This window comes from Pseudomonas sp. NPDC098740 (genome assembly GCF_044760065.1).
Lineage (GTDB): Bacteria > Pseudomonadota > Gammaproteobacteria > Pseudomonadales > Pseudomonadaceae > Aquipseudomonas > Aquipseudomonas rossensis.
Map to the genome: position 1 here is coordinate 44539 of NZ_JBIWAM010000026.1, position 25099 is coordinate 69637.

24 protein-coding genes are annotated in these 25099 nt (G+C 59.8%); 14 read left to right on the top strand and 10 right to left on the bottom strand.

Annotated elements, in window-relative coordinates; all coding sequences use genetic code 11:
- The first annotated feature begins 115 nt into the window (after positions 1 to 115).
- A complete protein-coding gene (locus ACIQU2_RS24365) occupies positions 116 to 829 on the top strand; it encodes a membrane integrity-associated transporter subunit PqiC (protein WP_403144470.1) in 714 nt (237 codons plus the stop codon).
- A gap of 232 nt (positions 830 to 1061) precedes the next feature.
- Here ACIQU2_RS24365 and ACIQU2_RS24370 read toward each other — a convergent pair whose 3' ends face one another.
- Positions 1062 to 2603 carry an AhpA/YtjB family protein gene (locus ACIQU2_RS24370; RefSeq protein ID WP_403144473.1) on the bottom strand — a complete coding sequence of 514 codons (1542 nt, stop codon included), beginning with the start codon at positions 2601 to 2603 and terminating at the stop codon, positions 1062 to 1064.
- Positions 2604 to 2738: 135 nt separating this feature from the next.
- Between ACIQU2_RS24370 and serB the strand changes: the two genes are divergently transcribed.
- Positions 2739 to 3953, top strand: a complete 1215-nt coding sequence (serB, locus tag ACIQU2_RS24375) for a phosphoserine phosphatase SerB (RefSeq protein ID WP_008153333.1) — start codon at positions 2739 to 2741, stop codon at positions 3951 to 3953.
- 105 nt (positions 3954 to 4058) lie between these two features.
- On the opposite strand, the gene ACIQU2_RS24380 is transcribed toward serB, so the two are convergent.
- The gene (locus ACIQU2_RS24380; protein ID WP_347802556.1) at positions 4059 to 5837 is read right to left on the bottom strand and encodes a molecular chaperone; all 1779 of its coding nucleotides are present in this window, start codon (positions 5835 to 5837) and stop codon (positions 4059 to 4061) included.
- 199 nt (positions 5838 to 6036) lie between these two features.
- Between ACIQU2_RS24380 and ACIQU2_RS24385 the strand changes: the two genes are divergently transcribed.
- A complete protein-coding gene (locus ACIQU2_RS24385; protein WP_042932429.1) occupies positions 6037 to 6438 on the top strand; it encodes a hypothetical protein in 402 nt (133 codons plus the stop codon).
- 209 nt (positions 6439 to 6647) lie between these two features.
- Here the strand turns inward: ACIQU2_RS24385 and asd are convergent, their stop codons facing one another.
- From asd to ACIQU2_RS24400, 3 genes are read right to left on the bottom strand one after another with little or no spacing between them, the layout of a single operon-like run.
- Complete coding sequence (gene asd / locus ACIQU2_RS24390; protein ID WP_403144477.1) at positions 6648 to 7508, bottom strand: archaetidylserine decarboxylase; 861 nt, start codon at positions 7506 to 7508, stop codon at positions 6648 to 6650.
- Positions 7509 to 7526: 18 nt separating this feature from the next.
- Positions 7527 to 8342 carry a rhodanese-like domain-containing protein gene (locus ACIQU2_RS24395; RefSeq protein WP_403144480.1) on the bottom strand — a complete coding sequence of 272 codons (816 nt, stop codon included), beginning with the start codon at positions 8340 to 8342 and terminating at the stop codon, positions 7527 to 7529.
- 42 nt (positions 8343 to 8384) lie between these two features.
- On the bottom strand, positions 8385 to 9923 hold the full coding sequence (locus ACIQU2_RS24400; RefSeq protein ID WP_403144483.1) for an HDOD domain-containing protein: 1539 nt from the start codon (positions 9921 to 9923) through the stop codon (positions 8385 to 8387).
- 166 nt (positions 9924 to 10089) lie between these two features.
- On the opposite strand from ACIQU2_RS24400, the gene motA reads away from it, so the two are divergent.
- From motA to ACIQU2_RS24415, 3 genes are all read left to right on the top strand, one after another.
- The gene (gene motA, locus ACIQU2_RS24405) at positions 10090 to 10941 is read left to right on the top strand and encodes a flagellar motor stator protein MotA (protein ID WP_403144486.1); all 852 of its coding nucleotides are present in this window, start codon (positions 10090 to 10092) and stop codon (positions 10939 to 10941) included.
- Between the two features lie 3 nt (positions 10942 to 10944).
- A complete protein-coding gene (gene motB / locus ACIQU2_RS24410) occupies positions 10945 to 11973 on the top strand; it encodes a flagellar motor protein MotB (RefSeq protein ID WP_403144488.1) in 1029 nt (342 codons plus the stop codon).
- Between the two features lie 410 nt (positions 11974 to 12383).
- Positions 12384 to 12653, top strand: coding sequence for a hypothetical protein (locus ACIQU2_RS24415; RefSeq protein ID WP_403144491.1), 270 nt, complete (start codon positions 12384 to 12386; stop codon positions 12651 to 12653).
- 43 nt (positions 12654 to 12696) lie between these two features.
- Here ACIQU2_RS24415 and ACIQU2_RS24420 read toward each other — a convergent pair whose 3' ends face one another.
- From ACIQU2_RS24420 to rsgA, 4 genes are all read right to left on the bottom strand, one after another.
- Positions 12697 to 13182, bottom strand: a complete 486-nt coding sequence (locus ACIQU2_RS24420) for a toll/interleukin-1 receptor domain-containing protein (protein WP_046045711.1) — start codon at positions 13180 to 13182, stop codon at positions 12697 to 12699.
- Positions 13182 to 14141, bottom strand: a complete 960-nt coding sequence (locus ACIQU2_RS24425) for a caspase domain-containing protein (RefSeq protein ID WP_403144495.1) — start codon at positions 14139 to 14141, stop codon at positions 13182 to 13184. Before ACIQU2_RS24425 ends, ACIQU2_RS24420 begins: the two co-directional genes overlap by 1 nt.
- A gap of 3 nt (positions 14142 to 14144) precedes the next feature.
- Positions 14145 to 14552, bottom strand: a complete 408-nt coding sequence (locus tag ACIQU2_RS24430) for a TIR domain-containing protein (RefSeq protein ID WP_123369060.1) — start codon at positions 14550 to 14552, stop codon at positions 14145 to 14147.
- Between the two features lie 211 nt (positions 14553 to 14763).
- Complete coding sequence (gene rsgA, locus ACIQU2_RS24435) at positions 14764 to 15795, bottom strand: small ribosomal subunit biogenesis GTPase RsgA (protein WP_403144499.1); 1032 nt, start codon at positions 15793 to 15795, stop codon at positions 14764 to 14766.
- A gap of 107 nt (positions 15796 to 15902) precedes the next feature.
- Here rsgA and orn point away from each other — a divergent pair, with 107 nt between their 5' ends.
- Complete coding sequence (orn, locus tag ACIQU2_RS24440) at positions 15903 to 16445, top strand: oligoribonuclease (RefSeq protein ID WP_008153265.1); 543 nt, start codon at positions 15903 to 15905, stop codon at positions 16443 to 16445.
- Between the two features lie 179 nt (positions 16446 to 16624).
- On the top strand, positions 16625 to 17236 hold the full coding sequence (locus tag ACIQU2_RS24445) for a trimeric intracellular cation channel family protein (RefSeq protein WP_008153267.1): 612 nt from the start codon (positions 16625 to 16627) through the stop codon (positions 17234 to 17236).
- A gap of 88 nt (positions 17237 to 17324) precedes the next feature.
- Here the strand turns inward: ACIQU2_RS24445 and queG are convergent, their stop codons facing one another.
- Positions 17325 to 18389: a tRNA epoxyqueuosine(34) reductase QueG gene (queG, locus tag ACIQU2_RS24450; protein WP_403144502.1), complete on the bottom strand. Its 1065-nt coding sequence runs from the start codon at positions 18387 to 18389 to the stop codon at positions 17325 to 17327.
- 63 nt (positions 18390 to 18452) lie between these two features.
- Here queG and ACIQU2_RS24455 point away from each other — a divergent pair, with 63 nt between their 5' ends.
- The 6 genes from ACIQU2_RS24455 (at position 18453) to hfq (ending at position 25074) form a co-directional block, all read left to right on the top strand.
- Entirely contained in the window at positions 18453 to 19952 is a 1500-nt protein-coding gene (locus ACIQU2_RS24455; protein ID WP_403144504.1) for an NAD(P)H-hydrate dehydratase, read from the top strand.
- Positions 19940 to 20410: a tRNA (adenosine(37)-N6)-threonylcarbamoyltransferase complex ATPase subunit type 1 TsaE gene (gene tsaE / locus ACIQU2_RS24460; protein ID WP_129438981.1), complete on the top strand. Its 471-nt coding sequence runs from the start codon at positions 19940 to 19942 to the stop codon at positions 20408 to 20410. Before ACIQU2_RS24455 ends, tsaE begins: the two co-directional genes overlap by 13 nt.
- Positions 20411 to 21838 carry an N-acetylmuramoyl-L-alanine amidase gene (locus tag ACIQU2_RS24465; protein ID WP_403144507.1) on the top strand — a complete coding sequence of 476 codons (1428 nt, stop codon included), beginning with the start codon at positions 20411 to 20413 and terminating at the stop codon, positions 21836 to 21838.
- Entirely contained in the window at positions 21835 to 23745 is a 1911-nt protein-coding gene (gene mutL, locus ACIQU2_RS24470; protein ID WP_403144509.1) for a DNA mismatch repair endonuclease MutL, read from the top strand. The genes ACIQU2_RS24465 and mutL overlap by 4 nt, the downstream gene beginning before the upstream one ends.
- Positions 23745 to 24716 (top strand): tRNA (adenosine(37)-N6)-dimethylallyltransferase MiaA, encoded by a 972-nt coding sequence (gene miaA / locus ACIQU2_RS24475; RefSeq protein WP_403144520.1) that lies wholly within the window; start codon positions 23745 to 23747, stop codon positions 24714 to 24716. The genes mutL and miaA overlap by 1 nt, the downstream gene beginning before the upstream one ends.
- Positions 24717 to 24810: 94 nt before the next feature.
- Complete coding sequence (hfq, locus tag ACIQU2_RS24480; protein WP_403144512.1) at positions 24811 to 25074, top strand: RNA chaperone Hfq; 264 nt, start codon at positions 24811 to 24813, stop codon at positions 25072 to 25074.
- Positions 25075 to 25099 lie beyond the last annotated feature (25 nt).

Below are 25099 nucleotides of genomic sequence, written 5' to 3' on the forward strand. Positions count from 1 at the left end.
GAACGCATATTCACGGATGATATGGCCTTTCAAGCGCCGGCGTGGCCGAGCGTTCTTCATATTTATTGAGTATTTTCACTGTGGTTAGCCTTGTGGCAACCACCTGGATGGGACGATGACTGCTCTGCGCCTTCCTTTTATTTTGATGCTCGCTGGCGTTCTTGGCCTGGCGGGTTGCAGCGTTCACCAACCGGTGTCGCTGTATCAGCTGGACAGCGGAAGTCCGGCTCAGCCTGCGCAAAGCGCGGGCATGGCTGTGTTGCTGGGTCCGGTAACGGTCGCTGATTACCTGCAACGCGAAACATTGTTGCAGCGACAGCCGGATGGCAGCCTGCAAGCTTCGGCTGATGGTCGTTGGGCGGGTAGCCTGTCGTCGGATATCGATCAGCTGCTGCTGCGTCAGGTCGCCGGTCATCTGGACAGCCAGCGCGTAGTGCTGGCGCCAGCGACAGTGGGCTTCAGGCCGGATGTGCAGGTTCTTCTGACGATTACTCGCCTGGACTCGGGTGAGGCGCAACCGGCGATCCTTGATGCGCAATGGCGTCTGATCGACCGTCGTGGCCAGGTTCGTGATAACCGCATCATTCACCTGCAGGAACAGCATGCCGGTGGCACGGCGGCTCAGGTTCAGGCTCAGGGTGTATTGCTGCAGCGTCTGGCCGAGCAACTGTCGACGGCGCTCAAGCCGCTGGCTAATCAGCCGCCAATTGCCGAAGCGCCAAAAAAACCGGCTGCCAAGCCTGTGGCGCCTGCGGCAGAAAAGGATAAGCAACCGAAGATCCCGATGGCTTCGCCGATCCGGACCGATATGGAAGTGTTCAGGTTCTGAGGCTGGATTGATCCAGGAACAAAGCCCGCCTAGTGCGGGCTTTGTTGTTTCTGCAGTTTAGAGATCTCTGCTGTCTGTCCTGGCCTCATCGCGAGCAAGCTCGCTCCCACATTGGATCTGCGTCGTTCAAAAATCCCCTGTGGGAGCGAGCTTGCTCGCGATGAGGCCAGAGCAGGCAACAAAAAGCCCGCAGACAATCACTTGTCTGCGGGCTTCTTCACAACAGGGCTATTTACGCCCGGCGCTCATGCATCCGCGCCAGTTGCCGCTCGAGCATCGACGGATAAGGCTCCATCAACCGCTCCACGCAGCACGCGCCCTCAGGGCTTGCGATCGGTCGGATACGCGCACGCTGGCGGATCAACGCGTCGTCGCCGATCTTGCGCTCCACCAGCAACAGGTTGCGGCTGTGTTGCGACAGGGCCAGCGCATCCTGAGCGGTTTCGGTCAGCAGCAGATCAATCTGGCTCAGGCCGAACAGCTCATCACCCAGGGTCAGGCCCAGTTGCAATTGCAGGGTGATGCCGCTGTCGGCGACTTCGATCTGCAATTGATGGCCCAGAGCCCGCAACAACTCACCGCAACAGATAGCGTTGGTCAGGTAGTCGTCACCGCTGTCTTCGGTGTGGAACAGCATCAGCGTGCTGCCATCGTTCAGGGTGTGCAGTTCGCTCTGGTAGAGCGAGGCGGCCTGATCGAGGCAGTCGCGATAGCGTTTGAGCAGTTCTTCCAGTCGTGTGCGGGGCAGACGACGCAGCTGATCCTGAGCGCCCAGTTGCACGGCCAGCACCGCGCTGTGCTGCGGCACGTTCGATATTTGCGGTTTGGCTACCGGTTTCGGCGCGGTCGAAGCTGACTCATCACGCAGGTCGGCAAATGCATCGTCGTCATCATCGTCATCATCGTCTTCAACGGTGCTGACAATGCGCCGTGGCGCAGGTTTGAGGCCGGCCACAGGCTTGGTTTCATCGAAACTCGGGTCACGCAAATTGCGCACTGCGAAGGTTGGCTCGTTATCGTCCGCGTCTTCGTAGTCGCTTTCGTCGTATTCAGGCTCGGGAGCGGGTTCCGGTTCGGCGGGCTCTGGCGCGAAGTCGGCGTGCAGCTGGCGAGCCAGATCGCCGATCTCATCCTGACGCTCGGTGGCCGGGGTGTATTCGTCGATATGGCGCAGCCACACCCGCAATTGCAGCAACGGCGTGGAGATGTGCCGACCCAGTCGCAGGCTCAAGGCCAGGGACAGCGCCAGCAGAATCGCGCTCAAAATGCCCATGCTTTGCAGGCTGATGGTCATCGGCTGCTGGAACTGATCCATGTCCAGGCTGATGCGCAGTTGCCCGGCGGTCACATCCTGGAAAGTGATCTTGCTCTGGTACATGCCTTCGGCTTCGCCCAGCAGGCTATGCTTGGGGCGCTGACCGGCTTCGGCGAGGATGCGGTTATCCACGCTGTAGATGGCAGCGTGAGCCACCAGCTTGTTTTTGGTCAGGTTGTTGAGCAGCACGTTGAGGCTGAGGATGTCGTTGGACACCAACAGCTCCGTGGCGGACGTGGCAGTCTGGGTGGTCAGGCTTTCGCCCAGGGCATCCGCCTGCTCGTGCATGGCCTGCTTGAACTGCAAACCCATCACACAGGCATAGATCACCAGGGCCAGAGCGACCAGGATCACGTTATGGCTGGCGATGCGCAATGCAATCGGTACACGGCGGTGGCGCAGTGCACGGAAGATCAGCAGAAAGAAGTTATCGGTTTTTACTGGCGTGGGCCGGTTCACTTGAGCTCGGCTCTTTTGTCCGTGAAGTTGACGCGCAGTATAGCGACAGGCCCTAGACCGTCAAAGCGCTCACGGTGCCCGATGGTCACTGAAAGTGGGTAGAATGCGGTTTTTTTCCACCTGCGGGGGTGCGCCTTGCGCGAAATCGTCCTGATAAACATCACGGGAGTCGACCGTCCGGGTCTGACTGCGGCCATTACCGGCGTTCTGGCCCAGGGTGGTGTGAACATTCTCGACATTGGTCAGGCGGTGATCCACGACACCTTGTCGTTCGGCATCCTGGTTGAAATTCCTGACACCGAGCAAGGCAAGTCGGTGCTCAAGGACATCCTGTTCACGGCTTACAAGCTTGACCAGCAGGTGCGTTTCACGCCGGTGTCCGAAGAGGATTACCAGCAGTGGGTCGGCAATCAGGGCAAGAAACGCCACATCGTGACCCTGCTGACTCGCAAAGTGACCGCCGGGCAATTGCAGGCCGTGAGTTCGATCACCGCCAAATATGGCCTGAACATCGACCACATCGATCGTCTGTCCGGGCGCATGCCGCTGGACACCCCGGCCGATCAAGGCAAGGGCTGCATCGAGTTTTCCGTTCGTGGTGAAGCGGCTGATCCGCAAGCGCTGCGGGCCGAATTCCTCAGCGTCGCGCAGGAACTGAACGTCGACATCGCCTTCCAGGAAGATTCGCTGTTCCGTCGTAACCGCCGTCTGGCGGTGTTCGACATGGACTCGACGCTGATCGAAGCCGAAGTCATCGACGAACTGGCCAAGGCTGCCGGCGTGGGCGATCAGGTGTCTGCGATCACTGAACGGGCGATGGCCGGTGAATTGGACTTCCGCGCCAGCTTCAAGGAGCGCCTGGCCTTGTTGAAAGGGCTGGACGTCAGCGTGCTGGATTCCATCGGCGCCTCCCTGCGCCTGACCGAAGGTGCCGAAACCCTGTTCGCCGAACTCAAGCGTCTGGGCTACAAGACCGCCATCCTGTCGGGCGGCTTTACCTACTTCGCCAAGCAATTGCAGGCCAAGCTGGGCATCGACTACGTGTTCGCCAACGAACTGGAAGTAGTGGACGGCAAAGTGACTGGCGTGGCGGTCGAGCCGATTGTTGATGCGCAGCGCAAGGCGGATCTGCTGAAGGAACTGGCGCACAAGGAAGGTTTGCGTCTGGAGCAGACCATTGCGGTCGGCGACGGCGCCAACGATTTGCCAATGCTGGCGATCGCCGGGTTGGGCGTGGCGTTCCGTGCCAAACCGCTGGTCAAGCAGTCGGCGAAGCAGGCGATTTCCACCCTTGGGCTGGATGGCGTGCTGTATCTGCTGGGCTTCCGGGATCGCGACGGACAGCTCTAAGAAAGATCAAAAGATCGCAGCCTTCGGCAGCTCCTACAAAGGAATAATGCGTTCCCCTGTAGGAGCTGCCGCAGGCTGCGATCTTTTGCTTTTGTGGCCCCCCGATTAAAGTGTTTTCCACAACGAATCAAAATCCTCCTCAGCGCCGCTCACCGCGGCGTTGTCGTTTCTGGCGGCCTCCAGTGGACGGTAGGCGAACTGATTAAAGCTGTTGGTGCTCGCCACCTGCCGCTCCAGCCCGACCCGGCGTTCCTCGCCGTGGGTATTGATCATGACCTTGTTGCCCTCCTGAAAGGGCAGGCGCGGTGCGAGCAGAGTGGCCGGCAGGTCGATGGCGCTGATTTGCGGCAGCAACAGACCGCGAAGGTATTGGCTGTGGTCATCACGGGTGCGCACCAGTTGCAGGCCGCAAGGCTCGGCGAAGGGTGCAACCTGCTCGATGCCCATCTGCGTGCCACCGCCGCGCACTTGGCGGATCCAGCGCACCACCGCGATGCTCCAACCCTGCCCGGCAGAGTCCTCGATACCGACCATCTCACCCGCCTGTAACTCGGCCGGCACAGCGGCGGGCCAAGCCAGGCAGTAACCGCCGGGGCTGTGATTGACCACTGACAGGACATGAGTCGGGAAGTGCTGATTGCGGTCGGATGCTTCGTGGCTGTCGTCATTCTGAAGCTGCGGGTATTCGATCTCTTCGTAGGGCAATAGAGCGTCTGCATTGCCTTGGGGAGCGGCGTCGAAAGCCTGGTGCCATTGGTCCTTTTCCCGGCCGGTCACTGACGTTACCGAAAACTGTGCAGGCCGGGCGCCGTGGTTTTTCAGGATGTCGCTGAATGAGCGTTGCCCACCCAGATAAAAGTGCAGCGCGCTCATGCCTATGCACAGGGTCAGCGTGCCTTGGCCGACGGTGCGCTGGAAACTGCGCTCGGCAGCCTGGCCCCAGGCGGCATGAAGGTGTTGCAACGTATCCAGGCTTAACCCTGCTGGCACGGGCAGTGGCGATGAACTGTCATTTTTTTGCAAATGAGCTTCAATCGCCGCGACCAACGGCTGCGGATCAATCCCCAATAAGCTCTCTTGCTGCTCGGCCCGGAACTTGGTGCGGTAACGCGGTCCGGTGTCGAGGTCTGGCACGACGGCGAACAGTCCGGTTGCCGGGTTGCCGGGTTGCAGCTTGATCCATTGGCTCCAGGGCTCCAGCACCTCGGCCACCCGGGCAATCTGGTGCTGGCGCAGTTGGTTGCAGCGTGAGGCGCCCAGCAGCAACGCGACCACGTATGTCTGTTCAATGCTCAGGTTTTGCGTCTGGCTGGCCAGTTCATCGCGCAGGCTCGTGTGCTGGAGTCGGTGCGCGCAGGCGATCCGGTAGAGCTGATGCAGCTCCAGCCACAGACCTTCCGGCACCGGGCAATAGAGTTTGGTAGCGCGAATCAGCGGCCCGTTCAGGCAGTGGATCGCCCGTTGCAGCGCCTGGGTCAGCAGCGGCGCACGGTCCTTGTTGAACTTCGGAGTGATGCGCACGACGATCTGTTTATAACCAATGGCCAAGTGACTTTGCAGCGCCTGGCAGAGGTTGGCGATCTTGCGGGAACGCTCGTCGAGGACAATCGACTGATGCAGGAAATGCTGCTCAAGGTGTTTGCAGACGTAATACACCTCGGGCCGCAGCAGTTCGAGCAATTGCAGGCGATTGTCGCTGGGCGTGAGCAACTGATTGAGTTCGCTCAAGCCTTGATACAGCTGGCGAGCGGTTTCGCCGATATTGGCTTTGGGCAGGTTGGCGATCCAGCGCTTGAGATCACGCGGTGTGGCTTCACAGAACGACAGGCGCAACTGCGTCGGGATCGGGGCGCGTAGCAACAGGTGGGGACTGGTCTCATCCATGCCGTGGAAAAACTCCAACCGGTAAATGGGCGGTGAATAACCTGACTGTAGCAGCTATGGATTTTTACCGTTTGTCTGTCAGTCGAATGCCATCCGGGCGTACTACTAATCTGACAGTCGTGCGACTGGATACGCACAGTCGTATGGCCTGCTGCCTACGCAGGGCAGGTCTCTTTGTAACTTCAAGGAGATGAAGTTTATGTCTAGATATGTAGTGGCAAATCAATGGGGCGGTAGTTCGGCACCCTGGCATCCGGGCGGAGACTGGACGCTAGGCGCGCGGGACAACCAGAACGTTGTCGCGATCGAGATCAAATCGGGCGATGGCGGGAAGAGTTTCACCGGCACCATGACGTATGCGGGTGAAGGTCCCATTGGCTTCAAGGCTCAGCGCACGGGCCAGAACCAGTACAACGTTGAAAATCAGTGGGGCGGCAACGATGCCCCCTGGCATCCGGGTGGCAAATGGGTCATCGGCGGCCGTGATAATCAGAACGTTGTGGCGTTGAGCGTGACCTCCAGTGATGGAGGGAAAAACCTCAGTGGCACCAATACCTACGCCAACGAAGGGCCGATCGGCTTCCGTGGACAGATAGAGTAACGGCACCACCGAGTAGCATCCGCCCCTTCGAAGACGTTCGAAAGGGCGGATCAGTGGTTAATGCCAGTCAAAAGAATTTGGATACCGCAACCCAATGTGGGAGCGAGCTTGCTCGCGATAGCGGTCTTACATTCAACTCCTATGTTGCCTGCCAGTCCGCTATCGCGAGCAAGCTCGCTCCCACAGGTTCTGTGCCTTAGCTGAAGTGATCAGGCTTTTGCCAGGCCCATGCCCTGGCCCATCTGCACCGGTGAACCGGCCGCCAGTTCTTCAGCCCACTTCACTTGATCAGGCCCGAACAGCACGACAGCGGTCGAACCCAGTTTGAAGCGACCCAGTTCTGCACCTTTCTCCAAATGGATCGGCGCACGGGCAGCTTCGTCGTAGCGGAAGGTTTTCAGCTCGCGTTTTGGCGGTGTGACCAACCCGGCCCAAACGGTTTCGATCGACGCAACGATCATCGCGCCCACCAACACTACGGCCATCGGCCCGCGCTCGGTGTCGAAAATGCACGCCACACGCTCGTTGCGGGCGAACAATTCCGGAACGTTTTCGGCGGTGGTCTGGTTGACCGAGAAGATCCGGCCCGGGATGTAGACCATCTCGCGCAGGGTGCCGGCCAGCGGCATGTGCACGCGGTGGTAGTCCTTCGGCGACAGGTAAATCGTTGCGAAGTCACCGCCCATGAACGGCGCTGCGTTGGCCGCGTCGCCGCCCAGCAATTCCAGCACGCTGAAGCTGTGGCCCTTGGCCTGGAACACGCGACCGTGTTCGATCGGGCCAAGTTGGCTGACCGCGCCGTCGGCCGGGCTGAGGATCGCGCCTGGCGTCTCGTCCAGCGGGCGAGCGCCGTCCTTCAAGGCGCGAGTGAAGAACGCATTGAAGTGCTCGTAGGCAGTCGGGTCTTCGACCAGCGCCTGCGACATATCCACCTGATAACGCTTGGCGAACCAGGCGGTGAAGGCGTTCTTGAACCAGCGCACGCGGCATTCGGCAATGCAGCCGGCCAGTCGCGACAGCAGGTGATGGGGCAGCAGGTATTGGCTGAGGATAAACAAACGCTTATTCATTAACTGTCCTTAAAAACCTTAAATCTCTACGGGGGTGTCGGGATGGTTGCCCCATTCGCCCCAGGAACCGGCGTAGCCTTTGACCCGCGGATAACCGAGGGATTTGGCCACCAGATAGGTGAAGCCAGAACGGTGGTGAGTCTGGCAGTGGGTAATCACTTCTTTGTCTTTGCTGATCCCGAGTTTTTCCAGGATCTGCGGCATGTCGGTGCGGATGCGCAGGTTGCGCGCCTGATCCATGCCCGCGGTCCATTCGAAATTGACCGCGCCGGGAATGTGCCCGGCCTTGGCCGCCAGGACTTTCTCGCCGGAGTACTCCAGCGGCCCGCGTGCGTCCCAGATCGCCAGGTCGGCGGCACCGAGACGGCTTTGCAGGTACTCGCGGGTGGCAGTAGGTTCGTCGTGCAGGGTCAACGCAACCGGGCCGCCGACCGGAGCCGGGATCTGGATCGACATGGGCAAGCCTTCTGCCAGCCAGGCCTTCAGGCCGCCGTCGACATAGTGGTACTTGCTGTGGCCGATGACATCCAGCAGCCAGATAAAGCGCCCGGCCCAACCGCCGCCTTCGTCGTCATAGACCACGTAGACCGCATCGGGGTTGTGTCCCAGCTCACCGAACAACGCTTCGAGTGCCGCTTGCGGCGGCATCAGTCCCGGCGCAGGCGCGTGACCGAGTTGCGTGCGTTTCGGATCGACAAAACGCGCACCGGGGATATGCCCTTCGGCATAGCGGGCGCTGCTGGTCAGGTCCACCAGAATCAGATCGCGGGCGTCGAGACGAGGGAGCAAGTCGCTCGGCTCGATGACCAGCGGCAAGCCAGAGAAGTCAGACATGTGAGGTCTCCAGAACACAAAGGGGAGGATTGTATAGCAGCGTCATTGGCCGCGGTGACTAAAGCTGTGCAGTGCCTTTTCGATGCACTGCGCGGTTTTACCGAAGGCTTGTACGGTGATTTCCGAGAACGGCCCGCCGCCCTGATCCGCCACCACAATCATGATCACCCGACCATTATTGACCAGTGAGCGCAACAGCAGGTGTTCGCCGCCGAACTGTGAGCGCAGATTGGCTGGCAGCAGGGCGGAAAATTGTGCGTTGTTAGCCGGCGTCAGGCGTACCTGGGCCTGCTGCGAGAGCAGGCGTTGCAGCACGGTGCTCTGGCTGACGACGAAGTTCAGACCGGCCACTTCTTTTGGCAGCCCGGCCGTCTGGTGCACCCGCAGATTGGCGTGAGTGCGGTCGGCCATCAGGATCATCACCCGACGCATGCCGCACGCGACCAAAGCGTCCCGGGCAGACGTGGTCAAGTGCATGGCATTGGTGAAACGACTCGGCTCGACCAGCAACTCGGCACACTGTCTGCGCCATTTCGCCAGGTCTTCGGCGGTCGGCGCCGGGGCCGGCAGCAAGCCAGCGTGGACACGGTTCATGCCCCACGGCCAGATCAGCGACACGGCCGGGTGCCAGAGGTCCGGCATCGCATGATGACGGGCGCTGTTGGCGGCCTGTTGGTGCAACTGCTGCTGCACTTCGTCCATTGGCATTTGCAGGTAAAGACTGGTCAGGTACTGCCAGCGTTCACTGTGCGGACTGTCCCAGGCCTGTTGCGCCGACAGCGCCAGACCGTTGGCCAGCAGTACCGTATTGGCCGGTTGATTGAGCCAGCGGCGCAGGGTCGGATCGTCATCGAGGCGGTTCTGCTGGCGTAATGGATGATCGCTGTCGCGCGCGATGCGCAGCACTTTCACCAGCTCACGTTGCTCGTTGAGCAGCAGCCGATAACCCTGCTGCACCCAGATCGGCAGGCGCCAGATGTCCACGAGCGCCAGGCAGATATCCAGCAGGCGAGCGCCGAACAATTGCTTTTCGACTTTGCGCGCCGACTCGCCTTTGTGCATGACCCGCAGCTCCCACTCTTCGAGCAACTGCGGATGAGTCAACGCCATCGGCCAGAGCGGCGAGAGAAACAGCAGGCTGCCCCAGTGGATGTCTTGCCACAGCCGCGCCAGGCGACTGGCGAAAAAACCGTTGGCCTGTTGGGTCGCGTGCTGGCTGATCAGCTGCAGCTGACGCAGGGCAACCGGGATGTCGGACTGAGGTTCGGCGGGCAGGCGGGCGAGCAGTTCTTCGGTGCGCTTCAAACCGAGGCGATTGATCGCAACCTCAAGGTTTTCCGCAGGCTCGGTCATGCTGCCATGGGTGTGGCGATTGGCTTCGCGAATCACGCTCAAGGCCAGCGCGGGGCTGTCCTGTATCAGTTCGGCGATATCGCGCAGGGAGCTGCGACTGTTGGCGATGGCCTTGCAGACACGGTCATGACTGGCTTGCGGAACGGGCAAGCGCACGCCATCGAGAAGCTTGACCCAGCCTTCGAGAGTGGTTGGTTTTGGAGTTGGAACGTTCGTTTCGTTAGCCATGGTTGGACGCGATCATCGTCTGCATTACCTATGCCCGGAGCGGGCCAAATTGGCTTTTCGCCTGAACTGGCTATAGTCTGGCGCAGTTTTGCCGATAAGTAGAAGAAGAGATTTTTTAACTTCCGAATATGACCTTGAACCCGACTCAGTAAGTGCTCTCCTACCTATGGCTAAAATTATCGGCATCATCGTCGTATTCGCGAGCGTGCTCGGCGGATACGTGCTTTCCCACGGCAAGATTGCCGCCCTGATTCAGCCCTTCGAGGTGTTGATTATCGGTGGCGCGGCCCTCGGCGCATTTCTGCAGGCCAACCCCAGTTACATGACCATGCACGTGCTCAAGAAATCCTTGGGCATGTTCACTTCGCGTTTCAGTCACACGTTCTATCTGGAAGTGCTGGGCCTGATCTACGAGATCCTCAACAAGAGCCGCCGCGAAGGCATGATGGCTATCGAGGGCGACATTGAAGATGCCGCCGCGAGCCCGATTTTTGCCAAGTATCCGTCCGTGCTCAAAGACGAGCGCATGACCGCGTTCATTTGCGATTACCTGCGCATCATGTCCTCCGGCAACATGGCTCCCCATGAGCTTGAAGGCCTGTTCGACATGGAACTCTACAGCCTCAAGGAAGACCTGGAACACCCTGCCCACGCGGTGAACGGCATTGCCGACGCCATGCCGGGTTTCGGTATCGTTGCAGCGGTACTGGGTATCGTGGTGACCATGGCTTCCCTGGGTGAGGGCGATCAGAAGTCCATCGGCCTGCACGTTGGTGCGGCCCTCGTCGGTACCTTCTTCGGTATTCTCGCGGCATACGGCTTCTTCGGCCCATTGGCCACTTCCCTGGGCCACGATGCCAAGGAAGAACTGAACGTCTACGAAGCCATCAAGGCCTCGCTGGTCGCTTCCGCTTCCGGTATGCCGCCGTCGCTGGCGGTAGAGTTCGGCCGCAAGGTTCTGTACCCGGCGCACCGTCCTAGCTTTGCTGAGCTGGAACAAGCGGTTCGCGGTCGTTAAGTCATGGAAAATAACCAGCCGATAATCATCAAGCGCGTCAAGCGCATCGCCGGCGGGCATCACGGGGGCGCCTGGAAAATCGCCTTTGCGGACTTCGCGACGGCGATGATGGCGTTCTTCCTGGTGCTGTGGCTGCTGTCCACCGCAACGCCTGAACAGAAGATCGCCATCGCCGGTTACTTCAAGGACCCGGTCGGCTTTTCCGAAAGCGGCACGCCGTACATCATCGACCTGGGCGGCTCGCCGACCCTGGCGCCGGAGAACACCCTCAACCCCGAGGTGAAATCCCAGCCGCAGCCAGACAAGGTGACCATCGACGCCGAGCAGGTTGAAGGCATGGCCGAGCAGGTCGAGAAGGAACGTCTCGAGCTGTTGCTGCAAGAACTGCAAAACAAGGTCGAAGAGAACCCGCAACTCAAGAAATTCAAAGACCAGATCCTGTTCGAAATCACGCCGGACGGTTTGCGCATCCAGATCGTGGACGCCGAAAACCGGCCGATGTTCGACTCTGGCAGTGCCCGTCTGAAGCCGTACTTCGAAGACATCCTGCTGGCCATGGCTGACACCATCAAAGCGGTGCCGAACAAGATCAGCATCAGCGGCCACACCGATGCCAAGCCGTATTCGAGCACGGGTGATTTCGGTAACTGGGAACTCTCGGCCAACCGTGCCAACGCGGCACGTCGTGCGCTGATCGCTGGCAGCTATCCGGATGCACAGGTGGCGCGGGTCGTCGGTTATGCCTCGTCAGCACTGTTCGATCGCGAGAACCCGTTCAATCCGGTCAACCGCCGTATCGACATCGTGGTGCTGACCAAGAAAGCCCAGCGTGCCATCGAAGGTTCGCAAGGTGCGGAACCGGCGCCAGAGCAAGCGCAAGGGCAGGGCGGCCCGGGTGAAGTGCCGGCCACGCAAGCCGATCCGAATGCGTTGCCGGCGGATAAAGAACCGTTGCCGGCGCATGAGCTTCGCGAGCGCTTGAATCTCTTTGATGACCCGGTGCCGAAACCCGGTGAACCACCGAAGCAGTGACCTGCAAAAAAGCCGACAGCGATGTCGGCTTTTTTGTGCCTGCAAGAATGTATTTAGATCTACCTGATCGCGGTAAAAATCAAGGAATGAGGGCATGTCCGAGAAAGGTGTAGGAAGTCTCCGAGACGTATAAACCGGGTTTTTCTTCGCTTAAGGCTCGCCTATAGTTTGTCCGTCGCCGACGAATCGGTGATCGACTTTAGCCAGTCGTAACAGATGATGCACAAGCGCCCGTATAATCGCGGCGCTTTTTGCTGCCTGACATCTACATGTCTATGGTGGCTGTGCGTGGGACACCTTCGGGTGTGCCGGGTTCATCTGTCCGGTTGGCTAACCCGCGTACAGCTACCACCCCAATTCGTTTAGCCACGAAAGGGTGGGAGTTTCACCAATCAGATGAGATTCAAGTCATGCCTAAATTTCACCCGCTCCAAGGCAACTTTAGCGTCGGCCCGACGCTATACATCGACACTGAAGCCCGTGCTTCCGACCTTCTTGAAACCGCCGTCCACCGACTCAAAGCCGCACGTAATCTGCTCAATAGCGTCACTTGCCTGTGCGTCAAAGAAGCCGAAGGCCACGACCTGGAGCATTTCGCCAATGCTGCGCACATGTTGATCCAGGACGGCTGTGATGCCTTGGATGTGCTGGGCTGGACCTTGGAAAAAGCTGCACGCTGAAAATGAGAAAGCCGCGAGATGATCGCGGCTTTTTTTGCACCTGTCAGAAACCGCGTCGGATGCGGTTCTTGAGTTGGTCGTGGAACAGGTCTGCATTTCCTTTGTAGGTGCCGCGAACCGACTCACTGATCGATTCCAGTCCTATCGAGCGTTTGGTTATCACCTCCTCACGATAAGCATCAATGAAAAAATTGATGTCCGTATCGCCGCTCAGTTTCGGCCATTTGTCGAGGTACAACGGTAAAGCGCTGGGGCCAACCTGGTACGAGCAGATGCGGCGATTGCTGATGGTCGCTTCGCCGATCTCGAACGGCACCCACCAGGACTGTGCGGTGTTCTCCGAAATCACTGCGAGCAAGTGCGTGCATGCGGTGATGTTGCGGGTGATGACCCCGGTGATGTCGTCAGTGGTTTGTGATTCCGGATCCAGCACGTCGAAATAGGTCTTGATGTTGGCTTGAATAAGACGGGTGTTGATGGCGATGGCGTGGGGCCGATCGCTATGGCGGTAGCTGATGAATACGGGCATCAGAAATGTCCCTTGATCGCGAGTTCGCGGTAATAGGCGCCGAGGGCGGTCAGGCGGCAGCCGGTGGAGTTGATGGCGGCGTAGTACATGTGCTCGGCGTCCACCGGTTCGATCAGACTGTGGCGGTTGCACTTTTGCAGTTGGGCGAAAACTTCGCCGTGGTCTGGATCGAACGATGTTTCGGTGGGTTCGTAGCTTGGGTCGAGCGGGAACACCGATTCAGCCTCGGCGAACCAGTCGGGGAGCTTGCGCAGTATTTCTTTGGGGATCAGTGGCGAGACCTCACGCAATGAAATGAACTGAGACACATTGGTCTTGAAAACAGGTCGTTGTTCCCAGGCATCGAGTGCGTTGTCGACAAAGGAATAGAGGCTGCCGGGGGTGATTTTTCCCAGAATATTGGCGGCGCCACCGTGCAGTGCCTGCAGCAACAGCCCGGTGAAGATGCCGTGACTTGAACCTTCCATTGCCGGCTGTTCTTTTTTGCAGGCAGTGAGAATGGTCATTCCCTCGCCAATCACGCTACTTTCGCTACGCAGGGCCCGCATTTCACCGGCAGCGCCGCCTTGGCAGCAATCGAGAATGATGACTTTGTTTTTGATTTTAGTAGCTTTGGTGGCCCAATTTAGAATGTCGCTGAGCCGTATCCCGTCCTTGGCTGACTTGTAGTCCTGGGGAAGCAGCATGCCTTCGTCGGTATCGGTGTCGAAATTACCGTGGCCGGCGAAATACAGCAGAGCAACATCACAGTCCCCGGAAAACAAATCCTGGATATGGCCTTCGAGCACCTCGCGGCCCAGGTAATCTTCGGCTGAGGTCAGCACGATATTCTTGAAGTTCGGGTCTCCGTCGGCGTCGGTTTTCAGCACCGAAGCCATGGCCATCGCGTCGTTGTTGCAGCCACTCAACTGCGAAACATGGCTGTAGTTATTAATGCCGATGAACAATCCCTTGCGCATGGTTCAACCCGCCGCGTGAGTGCGAATGGCACTGATGATGCTGTTGGTGTTCCACGCACACTCCGCGTGTGCTGCCCGGCGCACCACGGTAGAAATCCGCTCCGCACCAAACGGCTTCACCGCAATGATCACCTTACCCATTCGCCTGGCGATCTCGATTTCCTTGTTGATCCACTTGCTGTAGGTCGAATACATCCCCGCCATGATCAGCACTGCCGAGCAGGGGCGGATTTTGTTTTCGATGGCTTCTTCCAGCTGTTTGTCGGTTTTCGCGCCGATTATCGGGTTGTCCGGCGGCACCGAAAAATTTTTGAACGTGAAGCCGGGTTTAGCGTTGAGCAGCCGCACGAGGTTGTCGTGGGCGTGGGGGTAGTTCCACGAATGGCTGATGAACAAATGATAGGTTTGCATGGGTATCCCTCGGTATCGCCAAAATGCGAAGAGGGCTCGAATGTATGCACTTGAGTGGTCGCAACAAGACCTGCACTGATAAAGAGAATTCCCCTACAAGCAGGCGTGAAGGAGCCTTACAGAAGTCTCTGACGTTTAAAGGGGAGGATATTTGTAGGACGCTACAAGCGACGCGCCGCCCCGTCAGTGCCGAGGCAGCGGGCGCGTCTGTTTAGTAGCTGGTTTCCGGCAGGCTGGCGATGATCGAGCGATAGCTATTCATCCGTTGCTGCTGCACGCGGCCTTCTTCAAGAGCCTTGAGCAGAGCGCAACCCGGCTCGCGGTCGTGTTTGCAGTCGCGGAAGCGGCAGGTGCCGATCAGGTCGTTGAACTCGATGAAACCGGCCTCGACGTCAGCACGGCTTACGTGACCCAGGCCGAATTCGCGGATACCCGGGGAGTCGATCAACTCACCGCCACCGGGGAAGTGGAACAACCGCGCGGTAGTGGTGGTGTGAGTGCCCTGGCCGGACAGCTCGGACAGCGGGCCGACACGGGCTTCGACTTCAGGCAACAGGCTGTTGACCAACGAGGATTTGCCGACGCCGGACTGGCCGACGAACACGCTGATGCGTCCGTCCAATTGTTTTTGAAGTTGCTCCATGCCGTTGCCGTGGTGCGCCGAAACCTCCAGCACCGGATAACCCAGCGTGCGGTAAACCGCCAGCAAGGCATTCAACGCCGGGGCGTTCTGCTGGTCGATCAGGTCGAACTTGTTGAGCAACAGCAGCGGACGAATCCCTGCGTGCTCGGCGGCGACCAGATAGCGGTCGATCAGGTTCGCGTGAGGCTCGGGCAGCGGCGCGAAGACGATGACGATCATGTCGACGTTGGCGGCTACAGGCTTGAGCTGACCACGACTGTCCGGGCGGCAGAGTTCGGTTTTACGCGGCAATTGCGCCACGATCACGCCGATGCCCTGGTTGCCGGCACGCCAGACCACCTGATCACCGGTCACCAGCGCCGGCAGGTTGGCGCGCAAGTGGCAGCGGAACACCTGACCGGCCAAATCGCCATCGAGGGCTTCGACTTCGACCTGCACACCGAAGTGCGCGATCACCAGGCCGGTCTGTTCCGGACCCAGATCGCCACCCTCAAGTGCCTCGACAGCCGAGGACTCGCGTTTGGCGGCGCGGGCAGCGCGCTCGCCCTGAATCTTTTCGATGCGCCAGTTTTGACGACGATTGAGTTGGCGTTTGGCCATGGGTGTTCCGTATCAAGAATGCAGCGATTAGGTAAAACGGCCGCGAGTTTAGCACGCCCGGCTGCCGCCCTAGGCTAAACTGCGCAGCATTGCCTAGGAGCCGACACATGCAAAACCCGCAGAATCTGATCTGGATCGACCTGGAAATGACCGGTCTGAACCCTGATACCGACGTCATCATCGAAATGGCCACCATCGTCACCGACAGTGACCTGAACACCTTGGCCGAAGGTCCGGTGATCGCCATCCATCACAGCGACGAAATTCTCGCCGGCATGGACGAGTGGAACACCCGTCAACACGGCGGCTCCGGGCTGACCCAGCGCGTTCGCGACAGCCGCATCAGCATGGCTGAAGCTGAAGCCGAAACCATCGCTTTCCTGGAAAAATGGGTGCCGAAGGGCAAGTCGCCGATCTGTGGCAACAGCATCTGCCAGGATCGTCGCTTCCTTTATACCCACATGAAATCGCTGGAAAGCTTCTTCCACTACCGCAACCTCGACGTCTCGACGCTGAAAGAGTTGGCCGCACGCTGGGCGCCGGACGTGCGCGACAGCTTCAAAAAGGGCAGCACTCACCTGGCCCTGGACGACATTCGCGAATCGATCGCCGAGCTGCAGCACTACCGCAAGAACTTCATCAAGTTCTGACTACGGGCTACGGTCCCTGTGTAGGAGCTGCCGCAGGCTGCGATCTTTTGACTTTGATTTTTTAAGATCAAAAGATCGCAGCCTGCGGCAGCTCCTACATGGGATTGTGTCGTTCTCGCCCTCTTTTGGGGCTTCGACGAAGTGAGTAGACTGCGCGCCTTCCTGCAAGGACCGCCGCCATGTTGTTGATGCTTTACCTGATTGCCATTACCGCCGAAGCCATGACCGGTGCCCTGTCTGCCGGCCGTCGCGGGATGGACTGGTTTGGCGTGGTGCTGATTGCCTGCGTCACGGCTTTGGGTGGGGGTTCGGTACGTGACGTGCTGCTCGGCCACTACCCGCTGACGTGGGTCAAACACCCGGAATACCTGGTGCTGACCTCGGTGGCGGCGATGTTCACGGTGTTCGCTGCGCGCTGGATGCGGCATCTGCGCTCGCTGTTTCTGGTGCTCGACGCCGTGGGCCTGGTGGCGTTCACCCTGATCGGCTGCATGACCGCGCTGGAAATGGGCCACGGCATGCTGGTGGCTTCGGTCAGCGGTGTGATCACCGGGGTTTTCGGTGGCATCCTGCGCGACATCTTCTGCAACGACATTCCCCTGATCTTCCGCCGCGAACTCTACGCCAGCGTCTCGTTCGCTGCGGCGTGGTGCTACATGCTCTGCATTTACCTGCAATTGCCCGGCGAACAGGCGATTCTCATCACCTTGTTTGGCGGCTTCCTGTTGCGGTTACTGGCAATCCGTTTTCACTGGGAAATGCCGAAGTTCGTTTATAACGACGAAGCCTGACATCACTCGGTCCCTGTAGGAGCTGCCGCAGGCTGCGATCCTTTGACTTTGATTTTTTAGATCAAAAGATCGCAGCCTGCGGCAGCTCCTACGCCAGTCCGTGTTGTTTCAGGGCCCACTCCACATGCTCACGCACCAGCTCCGACGGGTACTCACGGCGAGCCTTCAACGCTTCCAGCACCGGAATGCTCGACGGCGCGTTCCCCAGGCCTACCGCCAGGTTTCGCAGCCAGCGCTCGTAACCCGCTCGACGTAACGGCGAACCTTCGGTACTACTGAGAAACTTCTCCTCATCCCACATGAACAGCTCTGCCAACTCCGCGTTGTCCAGGTTGTGCCGTGGCTTGAAGTCGCTTTCGCCGGACGGACGGGCGAAGCGGTTCCACGGGCAGACGATCTGGCAGTCATCGCAACCAAACACCCGATTGCCGATCAGTGGTCGCAAATCTTCCGGGATCGCGCTTTTCAGTTCGATGGTCAGGTAGGAGATGCAGCGTCGGGCGTCGAGTACATAAGGGCCGACGAAGGCGTTGGTCGGGCAGATGTCGAGGCATGCGGTGCAACGGCCGCAATGTTCGGTGCTGTGTGGCGGGTCAACCGGCAGCGGCAGGTCGACAAACAGTTCGCTGAGAAAGAAATAACTGCCAGCCTTGCGATTCAAGACCAGGGTGTTTTTGCCGATCCAACCAAGACCGGCCTGTTCCGCGATGGCTTTTTCCAGCACCGGCGCGCTGTCAACGAAAGCGCGGAAACCAAACGGGCCAATTTCGGCCTGAATTTTATCGGCCAGTTGTTGCACGCGTTTGCGGATCAATTTGTGGTAATCACGGCCCAAGGCATAACGCGAGACGTAGGCTTTTTCCGGTTGTGCCAGTCGTTTGGCCATTTCGGTGTCGCCCGGCAGGTAGTCCATGCGTAGGGAAACCACCCGAAGCGTGCCGGGCACTAGCTCTTCTGGATGTGAGCGTTTGCTGCCGTGGGCGCCCATGTAGTCCATTTCGCCGTGGTAGCCGGCCGTGAGCCAGCGCTCCAGGTGCTGCTCATGCTCGGCCAGGTCGAGGCCGCTGATGCCGACTTGCTGAAAGCCCAGCTCGCGGCCCCAGTCCTTGATGGATTGGGCGAGGGCGGGCAGGTCTGTAGTATTTGCGGGCATGAGGCGAGAGAAACCGGAGCTGAGGTGCGTATAATTCTGCCAGACATCGGAGCCCGAAGACGCATGCCGCACACTAAAGATGATTTACCCGACGCGCTGTATAGCGCCGCGCAAGTGCGAGCCCTCGATGCGAGCCTGATCGCGGCCGGCACACCGGGCTTCGAATTGATGCAGCGCGCGGCGCGGGCGACCTGGCGTGCGCTGGTCCGTCATTGGCCGACGGCGAACGAATTGAGTGTTGTGGCCGGCCACGGCAATAACGCCGGCGACGGTTATCTGGTGGCCGTGCTGGCCCGACGTGCGGGTTGGCATGTGCGGGTGCTGGCGGCCGGTGATCCCAAGCGTTTACAAGGTGACGCGGCATTAGCCCATGCCGAGGCCGTGTCTGAAGGTGTCGCGGTTCAAGCCTGGAGCGCACAGTCCGAGTTGCGCGGTATCGTGCTGGATGCCTTGCTCGGTACCGGTCTGACGGGAGAGGTGCGAGAACCCTACGCCAGCGTGATCGCAGCGATCAATGGCAGCGGGCTGCCGGTTGCGGCAGTGGATATCCCTTCGGGGTTGTGTGCTGATACCGGCCGAATACTCGGCGCTGCGGTGCGGGCTGACCTGACCGTGACGTTCATCGGCCTGAAACTGGGTCTGTTCACCGGCGATGCCGCAGACGTGGTCGGCGAGTTGGTGTTCAACGATCTACAGGCCTCCCCCGAGTCGTTTAACGGAGTCGCTATCAGTGCACGTCGCCTGACGGCCAGTTCCTTGCCGCGTCTGACGGGCCGGGCTCCAACCTCCCACAAAGGCAGATACGGCCACGTCCTGCTGATCGGCGGTGATCGGAGCTTTGGCGGCGCCATCCTGCTGAGCGCGCAAAGTGCCCTGCGCAGTGGTGCGGGCATGGTGTCGGTGGCGACGCGCAGTGAGCATGTTCCGGCCGCGCTGGCGAGAATCCCCGAAGCCATGGTACTGGGCACTTCGTCGGCCAACCAGCTGATGGAGCTGCTGCAAAAGGTTTCCGTGCTGGTTGTTGGCCCAGGCTTAGGTCAGGCTTCCTGGGGGCGCAGCCTTTTGTCGGCGGCTGCCAACGCGCCGCTGCCGCAAGTCTGGGACGCCGACGCATTGAATCTGCTGGCCACAGAGCACGTGAGCTTGCCCAAGGATTGTGTGATCACGCCGCATCCGGGCGAGGCGGCGTGCTTGTTGGGGATGAGCACTGTCGAAGTGCAGGCCGATCGTCCTGCGGCGGCTCACGCATTGAGCAAAAAATATACAGCTGTCGTGGTGCTGAAAGGCGCCGGCAGCCTGATCGCCAGCCCCGATGGGCGCCTGGCATTGTGTCATCAGGGCCATCCGGCGATGGCCACCGCCGGCTTGGGTGATGTGCTGGCCGGTCTGGTCGGCGCGTTGCTGGCTCAAGGCATGGAGGCGTTCGACGCCGCCTGCCTGGCCGTCTGGCTGCACGCCAATGCTGGCGCTCAAGAAGGTAAATCGGGCCGTGGGCTGGCGGCCAGTGATCTGATTCCAGCCATTCGTCAGTTGTTGGAGGAGCAAGCACCGTGTCTGAAGTAACCCTGTACCTGGCTGATGAAGAGGCGATGACCGCATTTGGCGCACGCATCGCACAAACCACCGAAGGGCACGGTCTGATTTTTCTCGAGGGAGATCTGGGCGCGGGGAAAACCACGCTGTCCCGGGGCATCATCAGAGGGCTGGGGCATAAAGGGTCGGTAAAAAGCCCTACGTTTACCTTGGTCGAACCCTACGAGATTGGTGACATCCGGGCCTTCCATTTCGACCTCTATCGCCTGGTCGACCCTGAGGAGCTGGAGTACCTCGGCATCCGCGACTACTTCGAAGACGACGCGTTGTGCCTGATCGAGTGGCCCGAAAAGGGTGCAGGCTTTTTGCCAAAGCCCGACCTGACCATTACCATTAGCCCGCAAGATGGCGGGCGTTCGCTGAAAATTTTGTCCCAGGGCTCGCGTGGCGAGTTGTGGTGTGCCGCTTTGGCATTGGAAACCAATTAAATGATGGGGTTAGGTATGCGCTTTCGCGCGATGGTAGCTGCCGTAGGATTGTTGTTTTTGGCGGTGACCGTCGACGCTGTGGCCGAGACAAAGGTCAACAGCGTTCGCCTGTGGCGGGCTCCGGACAACACACGACTGGTGTTCGACCTGAGCGGTCCTGTCCAGCACAGTGTCTTTACCCTGACCGCCCCGGATCGGCTGGTCATCGACATCAATGGCGCGTCACTGGGGGCGCCGCTGAACGTCAACAGCTCGAACACTCCGATCACCGCCATGCGCTCGGCTCAACGTACGCCGACCGATCTGCGGGTAGTCATCGACCTGAAAAAAGCCGTGACGCCGAAAAGTTTTACACTGGCGCCAAACGCCCAGTACGGCAATCGTCTGGTGGTCGACTTGTTCGATAGCGCCGCCGACGCCGCGCCAATTCCGGCGCCGACCAACGTCGCGACAGTAGCCCCGGTACCGGTCACGCCGGTGGAGCCCGCGGTGAAGCTGCCGCCAGCCCCGGCCGGCAAGCGCGACATCATAGTGGTCATCGATGCCGGTCACGGCGGCGAAGACCCGGGTGCCTCCGGCTCTCGCGGTCAGCGTGAAAAAGACGTAGTACTGGCCATCGCCCGTGAACTGCAGCGTCAGGTCAACGGCATGAAAGGCTTCCGCGCCGAACTGACCCGCACCGGCGACTACTTCATTCCATTGCGCGGCCGTACTGAAATCGCCCGCAAGAAGGGCGCCGACCTGTTCGTCTCGATCCACGCCGACGCCGCGCCTTCGACCGCTGCTTTCGGTGCCTCGGTGTTCGCCCTGTCTGATCGCGGCGCGACCTCGGAAACGGCCCGTTGGCTGGCCGACAGCGAAAACCGTTCCGACTTGATCGGTGGTGCCGGCAACGTCAGCCTCGACGACAAGGACCGCATGCTGGCAGGCGTGCTGCTCGACCTGTCGATGACTGCCTCCCTGACCTCCAGCCTCAACGTTGGCCAGAAAGTCTTGAGCAACATCGGTCGCGTCACGCCACTGCACAAACAGCGCGTGGAACAGGCCGGGTTCATGGTGCTGAAGTCGCCGGACATTCCATCGATCCTGGTGGAAACCGGGTTCATCTCCAACGCCAACGAAGCTTCCAAGCTTGCCGCAGCGAACCACCAGCAAGCGCTGGCGCGTTCGATCAGCAGCGGCGTGCGCCAGTTCTTCCAGCAGAATCCGCCACCGGGCACCTACATCGCCTGGCTGCGTGATTCCGGTGGGATCGCACAAGGTCCTCGTGACCATCGGGTGAGCCCCGGCGAGACGCTGGCGATGATTGCCGTGCGATATCAGGTGTCTCCGGCCACGCTGCGCAGCGCCAACAAGCTGTCGAGTGATGAGCTCAAAATCGGTCAGCACTTGACCATCCCCGGCACTGAACTGGCGGCCAAAGAATGAACCAGGTGCTGACCAACACAGCTCGCATCGAGCTGCTCAGCCCGCGACTGGCGAACCAGATTGCCGCCGGTGAGGTGGTTGAGCGCCCGGCTTCGGTGATCAAGGAGCTGCTGGAAAACAGCCTCGACTCCGGCGCCAAGCGTATCGATGTCGATGTGGAACAGGGCGGCGTCAAGCTGCTGCGGGTGCGCGACGATGGCAGCGGCATTTCTGCCGATGACCTGCCGCTGGCCCTGGCGCGACATGCCACCAGCAAAATCCGTAACCTGGAAGACCTTGAGCAGGTCATGAGCCTCGGGTTTCGCGGTGAAGCCCTCGCCTCGATCAGCTCCGTGGCGCGTCTGACCCTCACCTCTCGCACCAAAGATGCCGATCAGGCCTGGCAGGTCGAAACCGAAGGCCGGGACATGGCGCCTCGCGTGCAACCGGCGGCCCATCCGGTGGGCACATCGGTGGAAGTGCGCGACCTGTTCTTCAACACCCCGGCACGACGCAAATTTCTCAAAACCGAAAAAACCGAATTCGATCACCTGCAAGAAGTGATCAAGCGTCTGGCCCTGGCGCGCTTCGACGTGGCGTTTCATCTGCGCCACAACGGCAAGACCATCCTCAGCCTGCATGAAGCCCATGACGACGCGGCCCGTGCCCGGCGTGTGGCGGCGATTTGCGGTTCGGGTTTCCTCGAGCAGGCCCTGCCGATCGAGATCGAGCGCAATGGCCTGCATTTGTGGGGCTGGGTCGGCTTGCCGACGTTCAACCGCAGCCAGGCAGACTTGCAGTATTTCTTTGTGAACGGCCGTGCCGTACGCGACAAGCTGGTGGCCCACGCAGTGCGCCAGGCCTATCGCGACGTGCTGTTCAACGGCCGGCACCCGACGTTCGTGCTGTTTTTCGAAGTCGATCCGGCAGGCGTTGATGTCAACGTGCACCCGACCAAGCACGAAGTGCGCTTCCGCGATGGGCGCATGGTTCACGATTTTCTCTATGGCACCCTGCACCGCGCCCTGGGTGATGTGCGGCCGGAAGACCATCTGGCCGCGCCTGTCGCGACAGCCTTCGTTCGACCCACCGGCATTGATGCTGGCGAGTTCGGTCCACAGGGCGAAATGCGTCTGGCGGCCAATGCCTTGCTGGAACAGCCTCAGGCTCAGCCGTCGTTCAATACGCCGGCAGGCTCGGGCGCTGGTGCCGGTTATCAGTATCAGTACTCGCCGCGGCCTCAGTCCGGCGTGCCGGTTGCTGAGGCACAGGCAGCTTATCGCGAGTTTTTTGCACCATTGCCAGAAGCCAACGCGGTAGCGCTGCCGGCCGGGCAGGACGATGTTCCGCCGCTGGGTTATGCACTGGCGCAGCTCAAAGGCATCTACATTCTTTCGGAAAACGCCCAGGGCCTGGTGCTGGTGGACATGCATGCCGCTCACGAGCGGATCATGTACGAACGCCTGAAAATCGCCATGGCCAGTGAAGGCCTGAGCGGTCAGCCGCTACTGGTGCCGGAGTCCCTGGCGGTCAGTCAGCGTGAAGCCGATTGCGCCGAAGAACACGTCGCGTGGTTCCAGCGTCTGGGCTTTGAATTGCAACGTCTGGGCCCGGAATCCCTGGCCATCCGGCAGATCCCGGCCTTGCTCAAGCAAGCTGAAGCCAATCGATTGGTCAGTGACGTTCTGGCGGACTTGATGGAATACGGCACCAGCGACCGGATTCAGGCGCACCTGAACGAATTGCTCGGCACCATGGCCTGCCACGGCGCGATTCGTGCGAATCGGCGTCTGGCCCTGCCGGAAATGAACGGTCTGCTGCGCGACATGGAAAACACCGAGCGCAGCGGTCAATGCAACCATGGCCGACCGACCTGGACCCAACTGGGCCTGGACGATCTGGACAAACTGTTCTTGCGCGGTCGTTGATGAACCAGCTCCCTCCTGCGATTTTCCTGATGGGGCCGACGGCCGCCGGCAAGACCGACCTGGCCATCGAACTCACCAAAGTCCTGCCTTGCGAGCTGATCAGCGTCGATTCGGCGTTGGTCTACCGTGGCATGGACATCGGCACCGCCAAACCCTCCAAAGCGCTTTTGGCTGAATTTCCACACCGTTTGATCGATATTCTCGACCCGGCAGAGAGCTATTCGGCCGCAGATTTCCGTCGTGATGCCCTCGAAGCCATGGCCGAAATCACCGCGCGGGGCAAAATTCCGCTGCTGGTGGGCGGCACAATGCTCTATTACAAGGCTTTGGTTGAAGGTCTGGCAGACATGCCGGCGGCTGACCCGGCCATTCGCGCACAGATCGAAGAAGAGGCTGCACGCCTTGGCTGGCAAGCCTTGCACGAACAATTGGCAGTCATCGATCCGGAATCTGCGGCGCGTATTCATCCGAACGATCCGCAGCGACTTAGTCGAGCGCTGGAAGTTTATCGCGTTAGTGGTCAGAGCATGACTGCGCTAAGGTTGCGACAATCTGCGCAAAGTACTGAAGCAGCCGCCTCGGGACTGCAACAATTGCCCTATACTGTCGCGAACTTGGCGATTGCTCCGGCAAATCGCCAGGTATTGCACGAGCGAATTAAACAAAGATTCTCGAATATGTTGGAACAGGGATTCATTGACGAGGTCGTAGCCCTGCGTATGCGAAGTGACCTGCATGCCGGGTTGCCGTCTATACGTGCAGTAGGCTACCGACAAGTCTGGGACTACCTGGATGGCAAGCTGACGCAAGCCGAGATGCAGGAGCGTGGAATCATTGCCACGCGCCAATTGGCGAAGCGCCAGTTCACCTGGCTGCGCAGTTGGGCTGATTTACACTGGTTCGACAGCCTCGATTGCGACAATCTGCCGCGCGCCTTGAAATACCTGGGGACCATCTCCATATTGAGCTGAGTCCTTGCAATTGCCGTCTATCCTTGGGGGTCTGACGGCCACAAGCCATCTGTTTACCTATTTTTTATATTGAATCCTTAAAGGAGTGCGGCACATGTCAAAAGGGCATTCGCTACAAGACCCTTACTTGAATACTTTACGTAAAGAGAAAGTGGGGGTTTCCATCTACCTGGTCAACGGGATCAAGCTGCAAGGCACGATCGAGTCTTTCGACCAATTCGTTATCCTGCTGAAAAACACCGTCAGCCAGATGGTTTACAAACACGCTATCTCTACAGTCGTGCCGGTTCGTCCAATTCGTCTGCCTAGCTCAACCCAATCCCAAGCAGGTGACGCTGAGCCAGGTAACGCCTCATAGGAGTCTCCTTTGTTCTTTTAGCCCC